Origin of the sequence: Psychrosphaera ytuae (assembly GCF_017638545.1) — a bacterium.
In the GTDB taxonomy this organism is placed as follows: Bacteria; Pseudomonadota; Gammaproteobacteria; order Enterobacterales; family Alteromonadaceae; genus Psychrosphaera; species Psychrosphaera ytuae.
Genome location: NZ_CP072110.1, coordinates 333,802 through 356,803, shown reverse-complemented (window position 1 = coordinate 356,803; position 23,002 = coordinate 333,802). Strand labels below are relative to the sequence as shown.

Below are 23,002 nucleotides of genomic sequence, written 5' to 3'. Positions count from 1 at the left end.
GTGATAAAACGTTTTATTAGTCTAATTACAATTACTTTTTGCTTTCTACTCACTGCGTGTAGTGAAAAAAGTGACAATATCCCAGCCTTTGCAAACCCAGCAACGCCAGAATACAAAGCGCTTGCATTTTTTGATGCTTTATACAACGAAGATGATTTGCAAAAAGCTTTATCCCTTGCGACTAAAAGCCATGCACGAATTATAAAATCATACGGCAGTACTAAAGGTTATGCTCGATATGTACTAAACCTTCAATTTGATCCTGGTGTAGAGTTAAAAATCGATAGGACTTTAAGCCAAGTGGAAACAGAAGCGTCTAAGACAACATCGGTTAATGTTCTTTTCACTGGCTTTTATCAAGGCGACCGAGTTAACGATCTTCGTGAAGTTAAGTTTGAAAAAATAAAAGGGAAATGGAAGATAGCAAAAATAGCGGGCGATCCATACGCCCGCCGTTAATTTTATAAACCGACAGCGGTACCTTCTCTTCTAGGGTCCGCTGCACCTTGCCATCCTTTATCAGTTCTCAAAATACCGTGTATTCCGGATGTCATGTTCATTACACGAACTTTATGGCCTTTTCTTTCTAATTCTGCTTTTAGCCTGTCATTGTTATACCCCGCCTCAATTGAGGTATAACCATTCCGGTTGGAAATACGAGGCGCATCGATAACTTGCTTCATATCTAGGCCATATTCTAATAACCCCAATAAGGCATAACCAACATAGTTGATAATCCGACTCCCACCAGGTGAACCGATAACCGCAAACACTTTATCATCCTTAAAGATGATAACAGGCGTCATTGAGCTGCGTGGCCTTTTGTTTGCCTCCACTCGATTGGCCACCAGTTTGCCATCTACCTCAGGCTTCAAAGAAAAGTCTGTTAATTGGTTGTTTAACAAAAAGCCGTTGGCCATGACCGTCGAGCCAAAGCCCATCTCAATGCTAGACGTCATAGAAACTGCATTTCCAAAAGGGTCCACAATAGACATGTGCGTAGTATTGGGTTGTTCAACAGAAACATTTTCATGCAGATCCGAACCAAATACTCCTGCGGAGGCTTTACCCATATCTCTACTGTTACTAATTAACTTAGCTCGCTCTTTTAGATAGTTGGTATCTAATAAATTTTGAATAGGAACATCAATAAAGTCACTATCGGCCATGTATTTGTCGCGGTCCGCAAAAGCTAATCGTGCAGCCTGGGTGTATTTATGAATGGTATTTGGATGTTCATAAGGAAATTCATTTAAATCAAAACCTTCTAACATCTTTAATATTTGTAATACCGTTATCCCGCCTGAGCTTGGCGGTCCCATACTGCAGATTTCATAACTCTCTGCTGATTTATATTCAACACAGACAGGTACACGCTTCTTTGCTTGATAATTTGCTAAATCGACCTCTCGAAGTAAGCCCGGCGCCGCGTTAGATGACTGCACGGCCTGTGCAATATTTTTAGCAATATCACCTTTATAAAACGCACTTGCACCCTTTTCTGCCAGAACTTGTAATGTCTCTGCATAAGCAAGGTTTTTTAGGATTGACCCAGCTTTAATTGGTTCACCGTTTGGGAAAAAGTATGAGCTCGCTGTTTCTGAATGTCTTAGCCCCGGATTCATTTCCATTTGAACTAATTTTGCTAAGCGTGGGCTAACAACAAAGCCGCTTTGAGCTAATTTAATCGTTGGCTCAAATAGCGCTTTCCATTCTAATTTTCCGTGCTCCTTATGTGCCATTTCGAGCATCTTTAAAATGCCAGGAACCCCTACAGAGCGACCTCCGACAACAGCGTCAATCCATCGCAGAGGTTTACCGTTCGAATCTAAAAATAAACTCGGTGTCGCTTTTGAAGGTGCCGTCTCTCTGCCATCATAGGACTCTAATAATTTAGCATCAGCATTGTAATGTAGCATAAATGCACCACCGCCAATGCCTGAGCTTTGCGGCTCTACTAACGTTAGCATCAACTGTGCTGCAATAGCTGCATCGACTGCACTTCCACCCTTTTTCAGCATGCTCACTGCAGCGTTTACAGCATGAGGATTAGCTGCACTTACCATGGCTTTCTCAGAAAAACTCGCTTTGGTATAATTTAGTCCGGTAAATGCTTCGGGCACAGCTCGAGATGCTTTATCAGCAAACGCTGTGCTTGCAAATAAAAGGGGAATAAGAGTTAATAACCGCATAAAATTCCTAACAGAAAATAGATATTGACATGGTATCAAATAAACGCCGAATTCAAAGTGGCAATATCAAAGTAAAAATATAACAAAGGACATGCTTTGCTCGGATTTCCTACCCAACCAAGATATCTTTTACCATTTATCACTTTAATGATTGTTTTCACTGTTTTAATGGTGGTCCCTGAGCGTTATTCAAGTGCCTTGGTATTTAACTCAAACCTTATTAACGACGGCGAAATATGGCGCTTGTTAACCGGACATTTAGTGCACTCAAACTTCAATCACCTTTATCTAAACTGTGCAGGTATGTTGTTGGTCTGGGCCTTACATGGCGAATATTATCCTAGGTTTAAAGGATTACCCTTGGTGTTGATATCAAGCATAGTGATAGGTATTGGTTTGTTTTTGACAACTGACTATCAAAACTATTATGGGTTTAGTGCAGTAATTCATTTTTTGTTGGTTTGGGGCGCGCTCATTGACGTTCAGAACAAGGATAAAACAGGATACTTATTACTTATAGGTTTGATCTTTAAAGTAGGATATGAACAAGTTACTGGTGGCGATCCTATGACAGCAGCAACCATTGGAGCCAATGTCGCCACAGAGTCCCACTTGATCGGTGTTTTAGTTGCACTGGTTCTTTTTTTCTTAATGCCGAAAGCAATATTTGACGTAGACAATAAAAAAGCCGCTATTTAGCGGCTTTCTCTTCTATAAAGTCATTACAAGTTGTCTTCAAACAGCTTGTAAATCCTACGATATTCATCCAGCCAACTCGAAGGTTGTCTAAAACCATGTGGCTCTACAGGATATATTGCGGTCTCAAAGTTTTCTTTTTCTAGCTCAATTAGGCGCTGTACTAATCTGACGACATCTACAAAAAAGACGTTATCGTCGATCATAGGTGCATTGATTAATAATGGCTTTTGTAGTCCTTCTGCAAAATATAACGGTGAGCTTCTTCGGTAAGCAATCATATCGTCTTCAGGTCGGTTAAGAATGTTAGACGTATATCCGTCGTTATAATGTGCCCAATCGGTAACCGGACGCAATGCCGCCCCAGCTTGGAATAAATCAGGCTCGGTAAACAAGGCCATAAATGTCATAAAGCCACCGTAAGAACCACCATAGGTTCCTATTCGGCCGCGATCAACATTTGCATTTTTAACTAACCACTCTACACCATCAACTAAGTCTTGAGTTTCAGGCGTACCCATTTGACGGTAGATGGCTGTGCGCCAATCTCGGCCATATCCTTTAGAAGCTCTATAGTCCATATCTAACACGACGTAGCCCTGCTGTGCCAACATGTTATGGAACATAAACTCTCTAAAGTAACCAGACCAACCTTTGTGACTATTTTGTAAATAGCCTGCACCGTGGTTGAAAATAACAGCACGTCTTGGCTCGCCAGACTGGTAGTCTTTTGGTAAATACAGGCGCGCATAAATTGGCTTGTCTACGTGGGACGACGGAACTTCGATAATTTGTGGAGCTTGCCACGGCATCGACTTAAATTCTTCAGAAACAGTATCAGTCAAGCGTGTAATTTTGTTTGTGCCCACATCAAGCTTATATAAATCACTTGGCCTTAACAGAGTTGAGTGGGTGATTAGTAAGCTCTTTTCATCCGGGCTTAGACTGTAATTATTTTCACCAACCAATGCGCCTGTTAAGTTTACTGGCTTAGCGTTTTTTGTGTTTAAATCTAAACGGTAAATGTGGTATTCACCAGGATGGTTAATGTTACCTTTGAAATACATTGAGTTACCGTCTTGGGTAAGCGTCAAATTTGAAACTTCAAATTCGCCTTTAGTACGTTGAATCGGCTTTTGACTCAAATTTTTGGTGTAAAGGTGTGAGTATCCTGTTTCCTCAGACAAATAATATAGTGTTTCTTCTTGAGGTAACCAGCCAAAATCATTAAACGTATAGTTTATCCAAGCATCATCGTGTAACTGGTGTTGAGTAACTAGTTTACCATTATCGAAATCAACGGTTGCAATCCAACGATCTTTATTATCCCTAGCCTCAAACATCATCGCGACTTGTTCACCATTGTTATGCCACTGAATCGGACTTTGAGACCAAGACCAATCTACAATTAAATTGATGGTTCTTGGTGATGGTTTACTTTCATACTCATTGCCTGCTGCTTTGGCGTTTTCCGCTTTTACATCTGCGAGTACGTCTTTGTTAAAATCAGGTAGGTCCGAAACCGCTAATTGTTTTTTTTCACCGGTGGCTAGATTTAACAAATGAAAACTTTGTTGATTAGGTTTTGCGTCAGCAACACGACGGCGGACCTTTTCAAATTTTATGCGTCCATCATCACCAATATAATTTGGCATCAAATCGTCTTTACCGCGCCAATCAACTTTGGGTGCTGTAACGACGACAGCATAATTTAATGACGGTGAAACTTCCGCTGAGCGAACTGTATGCTCTTTATCAAAATAAAAGGTTTGCTTGTTAGCGACTTTGTTTTGCTTCGTTAACTGTTGATTAAATTCAAACCTCTGTTGTGCCGCTTTGTGCTCTTTAGCGACATATTCGATTAATTGGTGTTGTTCTTTCGCAATTAGATCTTTAGGGCCATCTGGTCCACTAGGTTGCTCTGCCATCTTTAAAGCGAAGCGTTCACGGATAACACGAGTTGTTAGGTTAACAGTAAAATAGTTATTGCCCTGCCAATAACCTAAATCGCCATTGTTTAAAAATTGTGGTCCGCGTTCTGTTGCACTGGTATGAGTTAGTTGAGTTACCTTATTGGTATTTTGATCAACAACAAAAATATCGCCTTTAAATACATATGCCGCTTTATTGTCTCCACCATAAGTTACTTGACTTAACTGCACCGTATGTAATGCATCAAGTCCGACGTCCTTCTGGCTAGCAGGCGAAAGAGTATCTAATCTAACAACTTTGTTTATCGCGTGATCCTTCACCGCTTGTTCAAAAACAACATGCCTTGAATCAGGTAACCATTTGGCTGACAAAGGTGTTTCAGCAATCCAACTTGGATCTGACATTATTTTTTCTAGTTTTATGTCTGAATTCGTATTGGCTAAAGCAGAACTTGAAACTAAGCCAAGAAACAACATCGAAACAAAACGTTTCACGTTTGTTTCCTTTGTGTTTTTTATAGAGTCCATAAACTCCTTCCCTATTTTTATTATTTAGAATGAGTCAACGACCAAGTCGAAAACTTTCCTAATGTTTTAGTAAACGCCGTACTTGCCGCTACACCCAGTTTTTCCGCAATGTTGTGTTTGATCTTGTATTCAACTGAGTAAACGTCTTTTTCTTTATGTAATTCTAGAATCAGATCATCACTGGTTTTGACCTGATCTATCAGGTTTAATTCTTTTGCCTGTACACCATACCAATGTTCACCCGTCGCAACCGTGTCGATTTCGACCACAGGACGGTTTTCCGAGACAAAGGATTTGAACAGTACGTGAGTTTCCTCTAGCTCTTCTTTGAACTTTTCTCGAGCTTTGTCCGTGTTTTCACCCAATACCGTTAAAGTTCGTTTGAACTCACCCGCTGTGTGCTGCTCAATTTCTACATCGTGCTTTTTTAATAACTTATTAATGTTTGGTAGTTGAGCTACAACGCCAATTGAACCAATAATTGCAAATGGCGCAGCAACGATCTCATCTGCAACACAGGCCATCATGTAACCACCACTTGCTGCAACTTTATCAACAGCAGCAGTAACTTTAATACCTCGTGACGTCAGTCGTTGAATTTGTGAAGCAGCTAAGCCATACCCATGAACCATCCCGCCAGGACTCTCTAGCTTGATTACCACTTCATCGTCTGGCTGCGCAATAGAAATAATCGCGGTGACCTCCTCTCGCAAAGACTCAACAGCGCTTGCTTCTACGTCGCCGTCGAAACTAACAACAAACACTCTTTTGCGCATTAATTGCTCTTCATCAGCCGCGGATGCATTTGATTTTTGTTTTGCCTTTTTGTCTTTCTTTTCTTTTTTAGCATTAGCTTTTATTTGTTTTTCATGCTCTTTCAATTCTTCTTTGGACATCATGGACTTTTTAATGTCATCCATATCCTCATTAAATTGTTCAGTCAGGTGGTCTATATTCAATTCACCTTTTTTACTTTGCTTTTGTTTGATTGCGGCACCTACTACAAAGCCTACAACTAATAAAACTGCAACGACAAAAGTGACTGCTTTTGCTAAAAACAAACCGTATTCGTAAAGATATTCCAAAACCTACTCCTGTATTTTGTTATGGGCTAATTGTTTCACAACTTGAATTGAAAGCAAAAAAAAACCAGCCGAAGCTGGTTTTTATTACGATTAATAGCTCTTATTCTGGGCTACAGTTTTCTTCGTTAGCGCCTTTAACTAAACACGCACCAAAACCTGCATCAGAAATATTTACTACTGTACCTTTGCTCTTCATGAACGTTGCTGCAATTGCCTGCATTTCTTGGTTCACTGCATTAAACAATGCCGGGTAGTTACCTTCTAGGCTTGTTGCTGGTGATAACAACGTTGAGTGGCCACCGTATCTAAATTCAACGATAGCTTGCAAACCAGACTCAAGATCAATAACTGATTGCTCAGTTACTTTTTGTAGTCCCATTTGCATTTCTAGACCTGAAGTACCAGCTAACATATTTGTCGAAACACGGTTTGGAACAACTTGATCCGATGGGTTCATACCACCTTCTTCTAAGTCACCAACCATTTCATACATTAGTACAGGAGTACCAGTTGCAACTAAGGTTTGGGCATAGTTAGTTGGGTCTGCCGCATCAATTACCGTTTGCGCTGCAAATGAGAACGACGCTAAACCAGACTGAACTTGTGCTTTTTGTTCGTCGGTCGCCGTAGCCATAAACGCTTCGTACGCACATACGATAGCAACACTTTGGTTAACTAAGTTACCTTCGCCGTCAAACGCTGCTGCACAGCTTGGGTTTGCCATCACAATTTGACCGTACGTTTCTGGTGCTAAGTTCGCCATTACCGCATCAGACAGTTCGTTTTCAAGACCTAGGACAACTGAAGCCGCTACTAACGGACCAAATGCACCTGATTCAAGTAAGAAATTACCGACACCTGCACCTGGGTTTGCCAAAACAGCCGTATCAATTTTGTATAGACCATCAAGAGACTCGTTACCAGTCGGACTGTTTGCTACTGCTGCAAAACCAACACCTGTGATACCGCCAAGTGAATGACCCAAGTAATGAACTTCTGAAGCATCAATAGTTGCAACAGTAGGATTTGTACCGTCAATCATCGCGTTTAGAGACAATCTTAGTTTTAATCCGTCTGCAATCGATTGACGCATATTGTCACGACCTGACAATAAACTCGCTAGGTTTAGGTAAACCGTCGGGTCACTACCTTCAACCGAACTACTTGCGTTGATAACAGTACCATCTTCAAGTTCAAACCCACGAGAACCGTGTAATGGGTGATCGATTGCTACCGTAGCAAAACCCATTGCAGATAGCACACCTGTCAAAGCAAGCATATCTTCTTTCTTAGAAGTAACACCGTGTTGTAGAATAACTACCGGCCAACCTGTCATAGGCTTGACCAAATCAGCAGCTAAACCAAAGCTAGGGCGTACCATGTTTGCGTTTTCAACGTTAGGTAGCGTTACCTGAATCGCAACTTCCTGCATTGATTTAGTTGCAGGTACTGGATTGAACTTGGTCAAATGACGATATGTGTCAATCCCAAAGTCAGCCAGTCCAACCTGCGAGCAAAGCTCGTGATTATCGCCAGCTTGTGCAGCTAGCGCAGCTTTTTGCTCATCACTCAACGCACGTAACATAGCACCTGAATCACATGCTGCTTCCCAACGCCCTGTTACTGATTCAGCACCAGACTCAAGGTAGTAAGGAACCGTCATAGAACCAGAATACAAGTTTGCAGAGTTAAACAATGCATAGCTTGGATTCATTGGGTCATTAGGGATCAAGTTTTGTGCTGCTAATGCTTGCGCAACCGTTAAATTAATTGATACTTCTGGAGCAACTTGCATCGAAACTGGAGCAATAACGGTTACTACAGAACTCGCGTCAGCTTGCGCCATCATACCAAACGCTTGGCCATTAAGCTGTTTTACGATTTGTAGTGGATCAGAAGTTGGTACCCCTGCCGACTGAACAGTAAACGCCTGCGTGTACGTTATTTTAGACGCATCAGCACCTAAATCCGCTTCTAGTACGTCTTCAAAATTATTAACCATAGTTTGAAGTAGACGTATACCCGCTTGAGTTGCGTTCAATTCGCTATCCGGGATAGAAGGCAATACTAATGGCGAAGAGTTTATGTCTGTTTTAACTGACGCATAAGTCGAAGACGGCGCCAATGCATTACCCAATGAGTCTTTAATATCATCTGATAACGCTACTACATAACTTGTGCCTGCTTCGAATGCCTTTAAAGGTACGATAGCAATGTTTTTGCCGCTTAGGGTTGCTACATAGTCAACTCCAAATTGAAGTTGCTTCAAACCTTTACACAAAAGACCAGCTTTTGTCGCGTCGCTACAATCTGGATCAGTCAAAGAAGGAAACTTTTCAACTTGGTAAAGAGCAACGGCACCAGGCACCTGTAGAGTAGCCGGATCTATTTGTAACTCATCGCTGTCGTAATCAAGCGCGATGGTAAATGAATTCTGAGTACCCCAACCGTCCAAAGCACCAAGTGCGATTTGAGGGTTTGTGAAGTCAACATCACCTGCTTCTTTCTGTGCAACTTCAGCAGGTATTTCTAAAGTACCGTCTGTTGTTCCGCTGAATAATAAGTCATTAGGTATGGAGATGTTTCCACCTGAAGGGTCAAACACCGTGCGTACACGAGGTGTCGTTAATTTTGCTACAGCTTCGGCTTTTAATTCGGCTTTTGCGGCAGCATTTTCCTGTTGAACGTCTTCCAAAGTCGTATCTTCACAACCTGTCAGACCCAGCGCACTGGTTATCGCTATGCTAAGTACTAATTTTTTCATTGTTCTCCCCAGAGTCCTAGTTTCTTTATTTTATTATTGTTGCGGAGTTACTTTGCGTACCTTCGCTTTGTAATTTGGACAATTTTAACAGCTTAGACCAGTTAAAGTTACATTAGAAAAATGGAATAAGCTAGCCCCAAAAATAAATTGAGCATAAAAAAGTGTAGCGGATAATGAATTTAAATGCGATGAGCGGTAACATATACGCTAATTTTTCTTTAATCCATGATATTTATGAATCTTTCTTCGTTACCAAACGACAAAAACGCACTACAAAACAAAGTTATATTAGTAACCGGCGCCGGAGATGGGATTGGCCGCCAAGCAGCGTTAACATACGCTGAATACGGTGCCGAAGTGATCTTACTCGGCCGTACGGTAAAAAAACTAGAAGCCGTTTATGACGAAATCGTTAAGGCTGGCGGTAAAGAGCCTGCTATTATTCCGCTTGATATGAACGGTGCAACAGTTAAAAACTATCAAGATATGGCCGCGACTATCGAAATGGAATTTGGCCGTTTGGATGGATTATTAAATAATGCATCCATTCTTGCTTGCTTAAACCCAGTAGAATTCATAACGGAAGACAGCTTTGACAAAGTAATGAAAGTAAACTTCAAAGCAACCTTCTTTTTAACTCAGGCGTTATTACCTGTCCTAAAGAAAGCCGAGAACCCGTCGATTATTTTCACTTCAAGCGGTGTTGGCAAAAAAGGTAGAGCGTTTTGGGGCGAGTACGCATTTTCAAAGTTTGCAACAGAAGGCCTAATGGAAACAATGGCTGACGAATATGGCCACACGCACATGCGCGTTAACGCCATAAACCCTGGCGCAACAAAAACTAAAATGCGTGCAAAGGCGTATCCTGGCGAAGATGTTGAGAAGCTGAAAACGCCGTTAGATTTAATGCCTGGATATGTATATCTAATGTCAGATGAAAGTAAAGAGGTGAATGGTCAATCAATCGACCTTCAACCTAAATAATCAACATAAATATTAGGCTAAAAACAAAAAGAAGCGACACTGGGTCGCTTCTTTTTTGTCAAAATTATTTTATCAAATCTAATTATTCCACCTCTGCAGACGAAATATCTTCAGCTTTAAGAGCCTTAGGTAGCTCGATGGTAAATGTCGTTCCTTGACCCAGTTCACTACTCGCTTCAATTCGACCGCCTAAAGCTTCGGTAACTATGTTGTAAACGATGCTCAAGCCTAAACCACTACCGCCTTGGCCACGTTTGGTAGTAAAGAATGGATCAAAGACTTTTTCTAAGTTCTCTTTGCTTATGCCTTTTCCGTCGTCACTGATTTCAACTTTAATTTTGTCGCCAATTTCCTTACAGTCAATTTTTACCATCCCTACTTCATTATCGTCAAAGGCGTGAATTAAACTATTGAGTAATAAATTGGATACAACCTGTGAAAATGCACCCGGACGTGTTTTGAGCGCTAAAGATTCGTCACAGTCTAAATATAAATCAATGTTCGTCGGTTTAAATTTAGGACGTACTGTATCCATGACCTTATTCATGTAGGTATTGAGTTCTACATCTCTAATATCTGAATTGTGCTGGTCGACGGCAACTTCTTTGAAGTTCTTAATTAAAGACGACGCTACTTGCAGTTGATCATTCATCAACTCGACCAAGCTTTTTGTCTCATTAATAAAGCCATCAAAATTAGATGCTGTTAGCTTACCTGTATTTTTATTGGTTTCTAATTGCTGCAATTGACCATCAATTTGACTTATGCCCGTAACAGCTACACCAAGCGGGGTATTAATTTCATGTGCAACCCCAGCTACCAATTCGCCAAGGGAAGCCATTTTTTCTGCTTTGACCAGTTCATTCTTGGTGTCGTGTAACTCTTCTAAAGCCTCTAACAATAGCGCGTTGGCCTCTTGAAATTCCTGCGTACGTTCATCAACTGCAAGCTCCAAATTTTCAGTGAGTTTTGTCAATTGCGCCGTTCTCTCCGCGACAACAACTTCTAGGTTTTCATTCATTTTCCATAGACTATTGGCCATTTGCGCAATATTTGTAGTGAGTGTTTTAATTTCCCTTGGATCTTTGGCTTCACTCACAATTTCTATTCCCTTCTCTCCCTCGGCAATTCGACTGACCGTTTTATTAATGCGTGTAATAGGTCTTGTAATTTGTCGGCTAAACAACCAGCCAATAACACCAGTTATTGCCATAGCAGTGATTAATGCCATTAACATTTGATGATAAAAGTTATCAATTGGGGCAAAGACTTCTTGTTTATTTAAATTAACTTGTAAAACAACTGCTCTACCGCTTATACGACGAGAAATCGTAATAAACTCATCACGCTTCCCACCAAAAGAAGATAAATAACCATCGTATGAGATATTCTCTAACGTTAGATCCTGATTTACATTTTGCTTGATACTAAGATCTGAAATATCCACCCAATTCCCTACTGCCGTAAGGGTCAGTACTCTTGTAAACCCGCCTTCTCCTAAGCCTGTTTTGTCGTAAAACGCTTCAACAAATCCCGTTACATCGATAATTATGTCCAACTCAGCGACCAGTTCGTCTTCATAAATGACCGGTTCGTTAAGATGGACATAGGTTTTACCAATATTGGTTTTGCTTATTTGGTAAAAGCCAAAGCTATAACCTTCACTCACATCTCGTAATATAGAAGCTCGTTCTACCTCACTCAAAAAGCCTAGACTTACTATTGGTTCGCGTTCTGGCGTAAACAACGCAAGCTTTACTAATACGCCTGAAGACTCTAATACGTCATCAAGTATGTTTCTGACTAAAGCGTAATCGTCAGGGTCACCATTTTTATTGTACCGGCCCAAAGCTTCTGACAATTGCGAATTATTAGAAATCAAAGCTGCTGATTCTGTCCAGCTATCAAGAGCCTGGCTAACTTTGATCTCTTGATTGCGAATCAGCGCATCTAGTCTTTCTGTAAGTGATGTATTGATATAATTTTGACTGAAGTTTATCGTCAAAAAAGCGAGTAAAATGAGTGCAGCCATCGCTGTTCCCATTACTAAGATCAGAGTACGTGAAAAAATTGACAAGACCGCATTCCTCTTCTATTAAATTAAGTAGAGACAGACAGTTAGTAGTTAACTCTCTAAGTTCTCACAATTAAAAGTAGCACAAATATTTAAAATTAAATTATGGGAATCAAACTCTATGTCCAACGATGGCCTAGACAGTGCATTTGTATTTGCACCAGAAGTAGATGTGGTCGCAGACGATACAACTGAAGAAACGTCCCCTTGGAAAGTTCTTATTGTTGATGATGAACCAAGTATCCATAAAATAACCGAGATAGCTCTTGGTCAATTCACTTTCTCAGATAAAGGCTTAGAGTTTCTTCACGCATATTCAGGCAAAGAAGCTGGCGAACTTTTATCTAAACAAAACGATATCGCTGTCGTTTTACTAGACGTCGTCATGGAATCCGATGATGCAGGTTTAAAAACCGTCAATTACATAAGAAATGAACTCGATAATCACAATGTACGAGTCATTTTAAGAACGGGCCAACCCGGCCAGGCTCCGGAAGTTGAAGTAATTGAGCAATATGACATCAACGGATACACCGAGAAGACCGAGTTAACTGCCAAAAAGCTACATTCAGTTGTCTACACTGCACTTCGCTCCTACCGAGACATTGTTGCACTCGATAAGCACCGTTTAGGTTTAGAAAAAGTCATAGATGCGACGGCAAGTATATTGGAAAAAAGTTCGATAAAAGGTTTCGCTCAAGGCGCATTAGAGCAACTTGCTGCAATATTATATTTAGAAGACGATGTATTCTTAATGGAATACGATGCGGTTATGGCTAAACAAGATGAAACGGACTTACAAGTCATAGCATCCGTAAAACAAGGAAATAGCAGCGGTGACGACAGCGCCTTATTTAACGAAGTTAAAAACAGAGCTTCTGAAACAACCGGAAGCGTTATTGTTTCAGATAAAAACAGCATAACGTTTACCAACGTTTATGGCGACAAAAAGCTCGTTTTATGTATAAAAGGCTCTTCTGAAATAAGTCACGTAGATTACTCCTTAATAGAGCTGTTTTGTAAAAATGTCTCTATTGCATTAGAAAACATCGAACTCTATGAAGACGTAACGAATACTCAAAAAGACATTATTTATTCGGTTTGTGAATTAGCTGAATCTCGGAGTAAAGAGACGGGTAATCACGTTCGAAGGGTTGCTTTATTTTCACGTTTACTTGCTGAATATTATGGCTTATCTGAAGCGCAATGTGACGAATTATTCTATGCGTCTCCACTACATGACGTCGGTAAAGTAGCGATTCCAGATAATATTCTTAACAAGCCAGGACCTTTAGATCCGGAAGAATGGGAAATCATGAAAACCCACGCTGAAGTCGGATATAACAGTCTTAGACATATGGAAAAGCCCATTTTCCAAGCAGGTGCAATCATAGCTGGTCAACATCATGAAAACTGGGACGGCAGTGGATATCCTGACGGGTTAAAAGGCGAAGAAATTCATATTTACGGTAGAATAACAGCAGTAGCTGATGTTTTTGATGCATTAATGAGTAAACGTTGTTACAAACCAGCTTGGGAACAGGAAGATGTAAATAAGTTTGTGATTGAGCAAAGCGGCAGTAAGTTCGAACCCAAACTTATTGAAATATTCGAAAAGCACAACGATGAGTTTGTAGAAATTTACAACAAATATCGGGATGAAGTAATAGACGATATGAAATAGATATAAGGTAAATAAAAGATACAACAGAAAAGAGGCTTAACGCCTCTTTTTTTAATCTGCAATTTTCTATATCGATAATTAACGTTTTTTCGTTTGACGCATTTTGTGTTTTTTAACCGCTCGCTTGATTCGTGCGTGTTCTACTCTGCGCGTTTGAGCCGTCTCTTTTTGGATATTTGGGTTAAACTCTCTTAGTTCGCGATCTAACCCTACCTTTTTACGCAATGCATTAACGTCGTCTAAACCAAGCTCTTTCCATCCACCTTGGATCAATCGTCTATCTAGTTTGATATCTGCATAACGAACTCGAACCAAGCGAGAAACGGTAACATCTTGTGACGCCCATAACCTTCTGACTTCGCGGTTACGGCCTTCTCGTAGACTTACCGAATACCACTTATTTTTACCTTCGTCAGACATATTTCGTTCGGCTTTAACGCGGTCGAACTTAGCCAAACCATCCTCAAGTTCTACACCTTGAGTAATGTTTTGCAATGTTTCATTAGTGACTTCACCAAAAACACGAACGGAGTATTCACGTTCAATTTCATAACTTGGGTGCATTAATCGGTTGGCCAGTTCGCCATCATTAGTAAACAAGAGCAATCCTGACGTGTTTACATCTAATCGGCCAATACCAATCCAGCGGCTATTTTTTAATTGAGGCAAGCGATCGTATACCGTTGGACGCCCTTCTGGATCTTTACGTGTACACATTTCACCTTCTGGCTTGTTGTACATCAAGACACGACATATTTCTTCTTCGCGACTACGAACATCAACGATATGTCCATCGACTCTGATGGTTTCTGAACCATCAACACGATCGCCAAGCTTAGCAACGTTACCGTTTACACTAACACGGTTATTAGCTATGTAGGTTTCCATCTCACGACGAGAACCCACACCTGAACGGGCTAACACCTTTTGTAATTTTTCACTCATTTTGAATCTTTTCTCTTCACAGTTAATGTGTTTGTTGGGAGTCTGGTTGTTGTTCCAGATTGTGCCCCATGAATTCTGTTTCTAGGCGCTTAGCAACGGCTTCTAACGATTCTGGTTCAATTAATTGCGGTAAGTCTGATAGACTTTTTAAACCAAAATAATCTAAAAACGGTTTATCTGTCCCGTATAAGGCAGGACGACCTGGCACCTCTTTGTGCCCTACAACTTTAATCCACTGCCTCTCGGACAAAGTCTTTATGATATTACTGCTAACAGCAACGCCACGAACGTCTTCAATTTCACCTCGTGTGATTGGCTGTTGGTAAGCAATCAATGCCAGTGTTTCTAATAATGCTCGTCCATATTTAGGTGGTTTTTCTTGCCATAACTTACTGATCCACTCACCATATTTCTCTTTTGTCCTAAAAGAAAAACCGCTCGCTGACTCCACTAATTCTACAGCTTTATGACTGTAGTCTTTTTTTATCGATTGTAATACGTCTTCAATTTCCATTTTTTTGATGTTTAACTCAGCGAACACCAAACTTTGGATCTTCTCTATCGAAATAGGCGCCGGACTCGCAAAAACAACTGCCTCGACGATTTTTTTCAACTCTTGTTTAGTTAATGTTTGTTCTGAAGACATAATCTAGTCCATCTCTGGCTGGCGGTATTTTACATGGATTTGCTGAAAAGCCGAAGTTTGAATCACGTCTATGAGTGATTCTTTTACCAATTCTAAAATTGCTAAGAAAGTTACAACAACTCCCTCTCGCCCCTCAGAGAGCTCAAACAATTCACTAAACTCGGTAAAATCACTTTTATTTTGTAGCATTACCAAAATTTGAGACATTCTTTCCCGAGTAGAAAGTCTTTCTTTACTAATCTCATGATGTTGAAATGCGTCGACCCTTTTGAGAACCGACTGAAACGCTAGCACCAAGTCCTGTAGGCTTACATCTGGCTCGATATCTTGCCTGACCATCGCATCAGGGTTGGTCACAGATATAGTAAATACGTCGCGTTCTGACCTGGGCAAGTCATCTAAATCTTGCGCGGCGTTTTTAATCACCTCATATTGCTGCAGCCGACGGATCAATTCTGCTCTCGGATCGACTTCTTCTTCGTCCTCAAAGTCGTGCTTGGGCAGTAACAACCGCGATTTAATTTCTGCTAGCATAGCAGCCATCACTAAATACTCAGCAGCTAATTCAAGTTTGAGTTTGCGCATCACCTCAACATATTCCATATACTGTTTAGTGATCTCAAAGATAGGCAAGTCGACAATATCGAATTTTTGTTTTTTAATCAGATACAACAAAAAGTCCAACGGCCCTTCGAATGCTTCTAAAAATACTTCTAACGCATCCGGTGGAATAAAAAGGTCCTGCGGTCGTTCAATGACAATCTCGCCGCGCACAAGTGCTAGGGGTAACTCCTGTTGAACCATTTCTGTTGTGTTTTTAGTATCCATTTAATCTTTAGTCAGCCACTAAATAATTACTCAAACTGGCTAACATCTCCTTCACCGCGTCGCAAAATTACCGCTTCGCCGTCTGAGAAATCAATCACTGACGTAGGTGACTCACCTAAAAAGCCGCCATGGATGACTAAATCCACTTGTTTTTCCAAACGTTCGCGAATTAATTCAGGGTCAGACTCAGCAAATTCATCACCAGGTAACAACAATGACGAAGACATAATCGGTTCATTTAATTCTTCCAGTAATGCTAGGGCAATGCGGTTATCCGGCACGCGTATACCTATAGTTTTGCGTTTTTCATTGAGAAGTCGTTTGGGAACCTCTTTGGTACCTTTGAAAATGAAGGTGTAAGGACCTGGTGTCAATGAACGAATCGTTCTAAACGCTTGATTATCAACCCGTGCAAAATTAGCGATTTCTGATAGGTCTTTACAAACCAGGGTAAAGTTGTGGTCCTTGCCAACTTTTCTTATCTTGGTAATGCGCTCCATTGCTTTTTTCTCGCCAATACCACAACCGATGGCATATCCAGAATCTGTAGGATACACGATCACCCCACCCGATTTGATAATATCCGCTGCTTGGGCAATGAGTCTTCCCTGGGGGTTGTCTGGATGAACATGAAAAAACTGGCTCATAAATTCTCTTTTATTTTAAAAGCTTAATAATATTTCTACAGTATACGTTCAAACTATAATAGGCGCCAACTGGGATGTTCCCAAACTGGTTTGCATTGCTCTGTTAATGACAAATTACGGCCTAGCTCTGTCCAGCGACTTTCATGATGAAAGTCAGAACCTTGCGAACTATACAAACCATGTTCCTTAGCGAGAGACGCGATGAATAATTTTTGATCTGGGTTCATTTGCACCAAACCAACTTCCAAGGCATCACCACCAGCAACAGTAAACTCTACGATTAGCTTTCTTAACCATTTGTTAGATAGGTCATATCGCACCGGATGCGCCAACACTGCTATACCGGCAGCTGACTTAATCGTGGCTACGGCTTCTTGGACACTACACCACTCAGGAGCGACAAAGGCTTGTTTGCCCTTGCCAATATATTTTTTAAAGGCACTATCAAAATCTTTGACATAACCAAGGGCTAGCATAGCTTTGGCAAAATGTCCGCGACTTACAGACTCGCCCGCAGCATACTGACAAGCAAGTTCGTACACGCCTGACAGGCCTTTCTTTTCGAGTTTTTCACCAATTTTTGCCGCTCTAATTCGACGCTTTTCTCTTTGTGATACCAAAAATTTTGTCAGTTCTGTAGAACTGTGATCAATGCAAAGGCCAACAACGTGTATGTCAAAACCATGCCATTTTGTAGAAATTTCTACGCCGGAGATTAACTGTACTTTATAGTTTTTCTTGTTTATTTCCTGTTGTGCAACGTCAATTGCAGCTACGCTATCGTGGTCTGTGATAGCAAGTACATCGACGTTTTTAACCTCTGCTCTTAGTATTAGTTCGCAGGGGGATAACGAACCATCAGAGCAGGTAGTGTGGCAATGCAGGTCATACTTCAAAATAGAAACCTAAAACTCGAATTAAACTGTAGCGGATTATGACATATACCGTATCGTTCTACCATTTTATCGCAATGTACCCAAATATATGATTGACAGCTAATCAAAAACACGTTTTTATATAACCACTTTTTACAAGCACATAATTTTGAAAGGCAGATACATGACTTTATTACATTCAACTCGCTCTTGGCATTGGTGGAATCCTATTTAACGCGGGTGGATGATCTGTATCTGGCTTAAAAGAGCCCTATTCTGAACAAACCCGCTTTTTGCGGGTTTTTTTGTATCTAAATTTAAGTGAAGAAGAAACATATGTTATTCAGTCAAATAACAACGAACATCGGAGAAGCAACAAGTATTTCATTACCCTGCAAATACGTTGCTGAACCAACCATAGCGTTTCAACAACTAACTTCGTCAAACGCTCATAGTTTGTTACTAGAATCCGCCGAGATTGATAGTAAAGACGAGCTCAAAAGTATTATGTTGATCGACACAGCGGTGACCTTTGAGTGCTTTGGAAAAAGCGTTGTTGTCAAAGCAACGACTAAAAATGGTGAATCTGTCGTTAGCTACCTAAAAACACAATTGAGCAAACTTAAAGAAGTTTCAATAAATGAGCTCAAGGAAAGTGACAATTTAACAGAGCTAACCATAACGTTTGACTTCAACGCTGAAGAGGTCGATGAACAAACTAGACTTAAGCAAGTTAACGCATTTGAAGTACTAAGAACCGTTGTTAGAGATATAAAACACAGCCCAAGTGATAAATATGCAACGTTTTTAGGGGGTGTATTTGCCTATGACATGTTGGCCAATTTTGAATCACTGCCCGACGTTCAAGAAGGGTTTAACACCACTCCGGATTATGCCTTTTACTTAGCAGAAACCTTATTGGTGATCGACCATAAAAATCGAGCATCTGAAGTAATTGGCAATGTTTTTAGCGACGAGAATGTCTATCAAAACTGCTTTGCCGTTGGCAAACGTTTAGAATCATTAAAGAATCAACTCGATGAATTAGATCAAACACGAGTGGGTGTGGAACAAAACTCGGATGTACCATTAGACTTCTCGTTAGCAACGGTTGATGTCAGTGATGAAGTATTTAAGAGTCAAGTCGCTAGTCTCAAAAACAACATAGTTCAAGGTGACATATTTCAAGTAGTGCCAAGCCGAGGATTTACACTTAAATGTAGCAATGCAATAAACGCCTATTCAGAGTTAAAACAGGATAATCCGAGCCCTTATATGTTTTACCTGAAGCACCCCGAATTTGAATTGTTTGGTGCATCGCCAGAGTCTGCACTCAAATATGACGCTCGTTCTAGACAAGTAGAAGTGTATCCAATTGCAGGTACCAGAAAACGTGGTTTCAATGCAGATGGCTCGATTGATCGTGATTTGGATTCTCGAATTGAGTTAGACCTGCGTAACGACCAAAAGGAAGTCTCAGAGCATACTATGCTAGTTGACCTTGCTCGTAATGATATCGCCCGTATTAGCGAAACGGGCTCGCGATATGTAAAAGACTTACTTAAAGTTGATAGATACTCTTATGTAATGCACCTTGTTTCGCGTGTCGTTGGCACTCTTAAACAAGATTTAGATGCCCTACACGCCTACCAAGCTTGTATGAACATGGGAACACTAGTTGGCGCACCAAAAATAAAAGCAGCGACGCTCATTCGCAATACTGAACAAAAGCGCAGAGGCAGCTATGGTGGCGCTGTTGGTTACTTAAACGGCAATGGCGACATGGATACATGCATCGTGATACGCAGTGCGTTTGTTAAAAACCAAACTGCATTTGTTCAAGCTGGCGCAGGCGTGGTCTATGACAGTGACCCTCAGTCTGAAGTAGAAGAAACATCAAATAAAGCAAGAGCTGTGCTAAAAGCAGTTTTGAGAGCGGAGTCGAACAATGGCTAGTGTAATTTTTATTGATAACCAAGACTCATTTACATACAACATTGTCGATGAACTAGAAAAACTGAACCATTGTGTAACTGTGTATCGTAATACAGTTAATAAACAAACGATTATTGATAAAATAAAAACAGCTCAAAGTGAGGGTAACTCGGTAGTGTTATTTTTCTCACCGGGGCCAGGCAAACCTTCAGATGTATTATTAATGAGTCAATTATTATCGACCTTCAAATCCGAGATCCCTATTATTGGAGTTTGTCTGGGCCACCAGGCTATTACTGAATTTTACGGTGGCGTAGTGGGATTGGCACCAGAGACCATTCACGGAAAATCTTCGAGAATAAACCTGCAAGAGCATCCAATTTTTGCCGGGCTAACAAACCCATTTACAGTTGCACGATACCATAGTTTAGTTGCGACTAAAGTACCTCAATCATTGACCGTAATTGGTGAAGTAAACGATTTACCAATGGCAGTGATAAACGAAAAAGATAAAGTTTTAGGGTTTCAGTTCCACCCAGAGTCTGTCCTGACGACCGAAGGTGCTACCCTTTTACAACAAAGTATTAATTATTTATTAGAAAGCGAACGTTAACCATGAATACAGTACAATTAGACTTAATCCACTTGGCAATGACAAACAAGTCACTCACTCGCCAACAAACCTATAAGTTATTTACCGATGTTGTTAACGGCGAAATGGACGACATCGCTCTTTCTGCTTTACTAAGTGCACTTAAGGTACGAGGTGAAACGCCAGATGAAATAGCCGGTGCGGCACAAGCCTTAGCAGATAATGCGCTGCCATTTCCAAAACTGGACTTCGAAACAGTGGATAACTGTGGTACCGGTGGCGACGGTACAAATACGATAAACATAAGTACCACCTCAGCCATTGTTGCTGCGAGCCTAGGCATAAAAATGGCGAAACATGGCAACCGCAAAGTTTCGTCAAGTACAGGATCGGCTGACGTCTTATCCGAATTAGGTATACCGTTAGACATGACACCTGAGCGTGCCAAAGAGTGTTTAGAAGAAACAAACTTAACTTTCTTAATGGCTCCGCACTATCACAAAGGCATCAAGCACGCTATGCCAGTGAGACAGTCCCTGAGAACCCGTACCATTTTTAATATACTTGGACCGCTAGTTAATCCTGCCAAATGTGAAACTAATATCATAGGTGTTTACGATCCAGAACTTTGTCGGCCTATGGCTGAGTCACTTAAGATACTGGGTAAAAAGCGAGCTTGGGTTGTTCACGGTGCCGGCATGGATGAAGTTGCGGTTCACGATGTCACTAAAGTCGTGCAATTAAAAGATGGTGAAATAACCGAATTTGAAGTAAAGCCAGAAGATTTTGGTCAAGTTCGTTACACCATTAAAGATTTGGTGGGTGGAGAGCCACGCCTTAACGCCAGTATCATTCGTCAAATCTTAGCTGGTGAAGGCGCTCCAGCGCACAACGCGGCCGTTATAATTAATACCGCACCGTTATTGTATTTGATCGGTAAGGCTGACTCTTTAATGGCTGCAGCTAAGATCGTCGAAGAAGCGCTCAATTCAGGTAAGGCACTTCAAACCTTGCAATCCTTCGTTGAAGTAGCAAATCGCGGTTAATACTATGACGATTAAATTTGAACAAACAGACATACAAGCCAATCAAACGAATGTCTTAAACAAAATCGTCCAAGACAAGCGCCTTGAAGTAGCTGAGCGCAAACAAGCCATGCCTCAATACGCAATTGAGCCAGGACTGACGACTTCTTCACGGAATTTCTTTAATCGTTTAAAAACCGATTACGACGAAAAAGGTGCGGGCTTTATTTTAGAAATTAAAAAAGCCAGCCCCTCTAAGGGTCTTATAAGAGAAAATTTTGACTTGGATGAAATATGTGAAGCCTACCGTCACTACGCGTCTTGTGTTTCTGTGCTGACGGATGAAAAATACTTCCAAGGTGACTTTGAAAGATTACCTGCCGTACGCGAAAAGTTGAATCAACCGCTATTGTGTAAAGACTTTTTTGTTGATCCCTACCAGGTGTATCTTGCTCGTTTTTATGGTGCTGATGCCATTTTACTTATGCTATCTGTGTTAGACGACGAAACGTACCAACAGCTGGCAAATGTGGCAAAAGAGTTCAATATGGACATTCTTACCGAAGTAAGTAATGAGCAAGAAATGACTCGTGCCGTTAAGTTAAATGCCAATATTATTGGAATAAACAATCGTAATTTAAGGGATTTAACTACCAACTTAGAGCAAACGCCTAAACTCGTAGACTTATTTACGGATATTGCATCACCAGCACAACAAGCCCGGACCCTATTAATAAGTGAGTCTGGTATTTACACCCATCAACAGGTCAAACAGCTTTCCAAAATAGCGCATGGTTTTTTGGTTGGCAGCTCTTTAATGGCCAAACAAAATCTAAAGCAAGCATGCCGCCAGCTTATTGTTGGCGAAATCAAGGTTTGTGGCATAACTAACACCGACGATTTAGTGGTGTTACAAGATCGCAACGTAGACTATGCAGGATTGATTACTGTTGCTGAAAGTAAGCGATTTGTTAGTGATGACGACATCGGCACTTTACTTAGTGAAACCTCGCTAAAGCTCAGCAATAATCAGCTTAACACTAAATTAGTCATGGTAACGCGAGACCTAAATATTAGCGACGTCGTCAGTAAACTATCCAAATTTCCAATCTTTGCAGTTCAACTACACGGTAGTGAAGACCAAACGTATATTGACGAGCTAAAGCAAACTCTACAATCGGCCAATCTCAACACTGAAATTTGGAAAGCTATTGGTGTTAGTGATGTTTATAGTGAAACAAATAATCAAGCTTTTACAGAGCTCTTAGCGCTAACACACAGTTATACCAACATTGACAGATTCGTCTTTGATACGTCCGCAAGTAATGGCCAGTCCGGTGGTACAGGACGCTCTTTTAACTGGGATCTGCTCGATAGTTTTGCGAACAATTTGTCTATGCCGAGCTTTTTAATTGCTGGTGGAATAAACCTAGACAATGCTGAGCGGGCAAGTGCCGCACTCGCGAATGGATTTGACCTAAATTCTGGGGTTGAGTCACAACCGGGAAATAAATCAGCGCAAAAGATTGATAACGTATTAACTCATTTTATTGGCCGATACGAGGCTTAAG

General features: G+C 40.8%; 18 protein-coding genes. 8 read left to right on the top strand and 10 right to left on the bottom strand.

What is annotated here, in order from left to right; genetic code table 11:
- Positions 1-459, top strand: coding sequence for a hypothetical protein (locus tag J1N51_RS01645; protein ID WP_208832270.1), 459 nt, complete (start codon positions 1-3; stop codon positions 457-459).
- 2 nt (positions 460-461) lie between these two features.
- On the opposite strand, the gene ggt is transcribed toward J1N51_RS01645, so the two are convergent.
- Entirely contained in the window at positions 462-2,192 is a 1,731-nt protein-coding gene (ggt, locus tag J1N51_RS01640; protein WP_208832269.1) for a gamma-glutamyltransferase, read from the bottom strand.
- Between the two features lie 96 nt (positions 2,193-2,288).
- Here ggt and rrtA point away from each other — a divergent pair, with 96 nt between their 5' ends.
- The gene (gene rrtA / locus J1N51_RS01635) at positions 2,289-2,891 is read left to right on the top strand and encodes a rhombosortase (RefSeq protein ID WP_208832268.1); all 603 of its coding nucleotides are present in this window, start codon (positions 2,289-2,291) and stop codon (positions 2,889-2,891) included.
- A gap of 23 nt (positions 2,892-2,914) precedes the next feature.
- Here rrtA and J1N51_RS01630 read toward each other — a convergent pair whose 3' ends face one another.
- From J1N51_RS01630 to J1N51_RS01620, 3 genes are all read right to left on the bottom strand, one after another.
- Positions 2,915-5,296 carry a S9 family peptidase gene (locus J1N51_RS01630; RefSeq protein ID WP_408635906.1) on the bottom strand — a complete coding sequence of 794 codons (2,382 nt, stop codon included), beginning with the start codon at positions 5,294-5,296 and terminating at the stop codon, positions 2,915-2,917.
- Between the two features lie 71 nt (positions 5,297-5,367).
- Positions 5,368-6,432: a protease SohB gene (gene sohB / locus J1N51_RS01625; RefSeq protein ID WP_208832266.1), complete on the bottom strand. Its 1,065-nt coding sequence runs from the start codon at positions 6,430-6,432 to the stop codon at positions 5,368-5,370.
- 100 nt (positions 6,433-6,532) lie between these two features.
- Positions 6,533-9,196 carry a VolA/Pla-1 family phospholipase gene (locus J1N51_RS01620; RefSeq protein ID WP_208832265.1) on the bottom strand — a complete coding sequence of 888 codons (2,664 nt, stop codon included), beginning with the start codon at positions 9,194-9,196 and terminating at the stop codon, positions 6,533-6,535.
- 234 nt (positions 9,197-9,430) lie between these two features.
- Between J1N51_RS01620 and J1N51_RS01615 the strand changes: the two genes are divergently transcribed.
- Positions 9,431-10,180 carry a YciK family oxidoreductase gene (locus tag J1N51_RS01615; protein WP_208832264.1) on the top strand — a complete coding sequence of 250 codons (750 nt, stop codon included), beginning with the start codon at positions 9,431-9,433 and terminating at the stop codon, positions 10,178-10,180.
- Between the two features lie 82 nt (positions 10,181-10,262).
- Here J1N51_RS01615 and J1N51_RS01610 read toward each other — a convergent pair whose 3' ends face one another.
- Complete coding sequence (locus tag J1N51_RS01610; protein ID WP_208832263.1) at positions 10,263-12,257, bottom strand: sensor histidine kinase; 1,995 nt, start codon at positions 12,255-12,257, stop codon at positions 10,263-10,265.
- A gap of 118 nt (positions 12,258-12,375) precedes the next feature.
- Here J1N51_RS01610 and J1N51_RS01605 point away from each other — a divergent pair, with 118 nt between their 5' ends.
- The gene (locus tag J1N51_RS01605) at positions 12,376-13,938 is read left to right on the top strand and encodes an HD domain-containing phosphohydrolase (RefSeq protein ID WP_208832262.1); all 1,563 of its coding nucleotides are present in this window, start codon (positions 12,376-12,378) and stop codon (positions 13,936-13,938) included.
- A 78-nt stretch (positions 13,939-14,016) separates the two neighbouring features.
- Here the strand turns inward: J1N51_RS01605 and rluB are convergent, their stop codons facing one another.
- The 5 genes from rluB to J1N51_RS01580 are packed head-to-tail and all read right to left on the bottom strand — an operon-like array spanning position 14,017 to position 17,903.
- Positions 14,017-14,883, bottom strand: coding sequence for a 23S rRNA pseudouridine(2605) synthase RluB (rluB, locus tag J1N51_RS01600; protein WP_208832261.1), 867 nt, complete (start codon positions 14,881-14,883; stop codon positions 14,017-14,019).
- Between the two features lie 22 nt (positions 14,884-14,905).
- Positions 14,906-15,529, bottom strand: a complete 624-nt coding sequence (gene scpB, locus J1N51_RS01595) for an SMC-Scp complex subunit ScpB (protein WP_208832260.1) — start codon at positions 15,527-15,529, stop codon at positions 14,906-14,908.
- 3 nt (positions 15,530-15,532) lie between these two features.
- Positions 15,533-16,357, bottom strand: coding sequence for a segregation and condensation protein A (locus J1N51_RS01590; RefSeq protein WP_208832259.1), 825 nt, complete (start codon positions 16,355-16,357; stop codon positions 15,533-15,535).
- Between the two features lie 26 nt (positions 16,358-16,383).
- Positions 16,384-17,004, bottom strand: a complete 621-nt coding sequence (locus tag J1N51_RS01585; RefSeq protein ID WP_208832258.1) for an L-threonylcarbamoyladenylate synthase — start codon at positions 17,002-17,004, stop codon at positions 16,384-16,386.
- Positions 17,005-17,057: 53 nt separating this feature from the next.
- Positions 17,058-17,903, bottom strand: a complete 846-nt coding sequence (locus J1N51_RS01580; protein ID WP_208833281.1) for a PHP domain-containing protein — start codon at positions 17,901-17,903, stop codon at positions 17,058-17,060.
- Positions 17,904-18,215: 312 nt separating this feature from the next.
- On the opposite strand from J1N51_RS01580, the gene J1N51_RS01575 reads away from it, so the two are divergent.
- From J1N51_RS01575 to trpCF, 4 genes are read left to right on the top strand one after another with little or no spacing between them, the layout of a single operon-like run.
- Positions 18,216-19,835, top strand: coding sequence for an anthranilate synthase component 1 (locus tag J1N51_RS01575; RefSeq protein WP_208832257.1), 1,620 nt, complete (start codon positions 18,216-18,218; stop codon positions 19,833-19,835).
- A complete protein-coding gene (locus J1N51_RS01570; protein ID WP_208832256.1) occupies positions 19,828-20,427 on the top strand; it encodes an aminodeoxychorismate/anthranilate synthase component II in 600 nt (199 codons plus the stop codon). The genes J1N51_RS01575 and J1N51_RS01570 overlap by 8 nt, the downstream gene beginning before the upstream one ends.
- A gap of 2 nt (positions 20,428-20,429) precedes the next feature.
- Positions 20,430-21,452 carry an anthranilate phosphoribosyltransferase gene (gene trpD / locus J1N51_RS01565; protein WP_208832255.1) on the top strand — a complete coding sequence of 341 codons (1,023 nt, stop codon included), beginning with the start codon at positions 20,430-20,432 and terminating at the stop codon, positions 21,450-21,452.
- Between the two features lie 4 nt (positions 21,453-21,456).
- Complete coding sequence (trpCF, locus tag J1N51_RS01560; protein ID WP_208832254.1) at positions 21,457-23,001, top strand: bifunctional indole-3-glycerol-phosphate synthase TrpC/phosphoribosylanthranilate isomerase TrpF; 1,545 nt, start codon at positions 21,457-21,459, stop codon at positions 22,999-23,001.
- Position 23,002 lies beyond the last annotated feature (1 nt).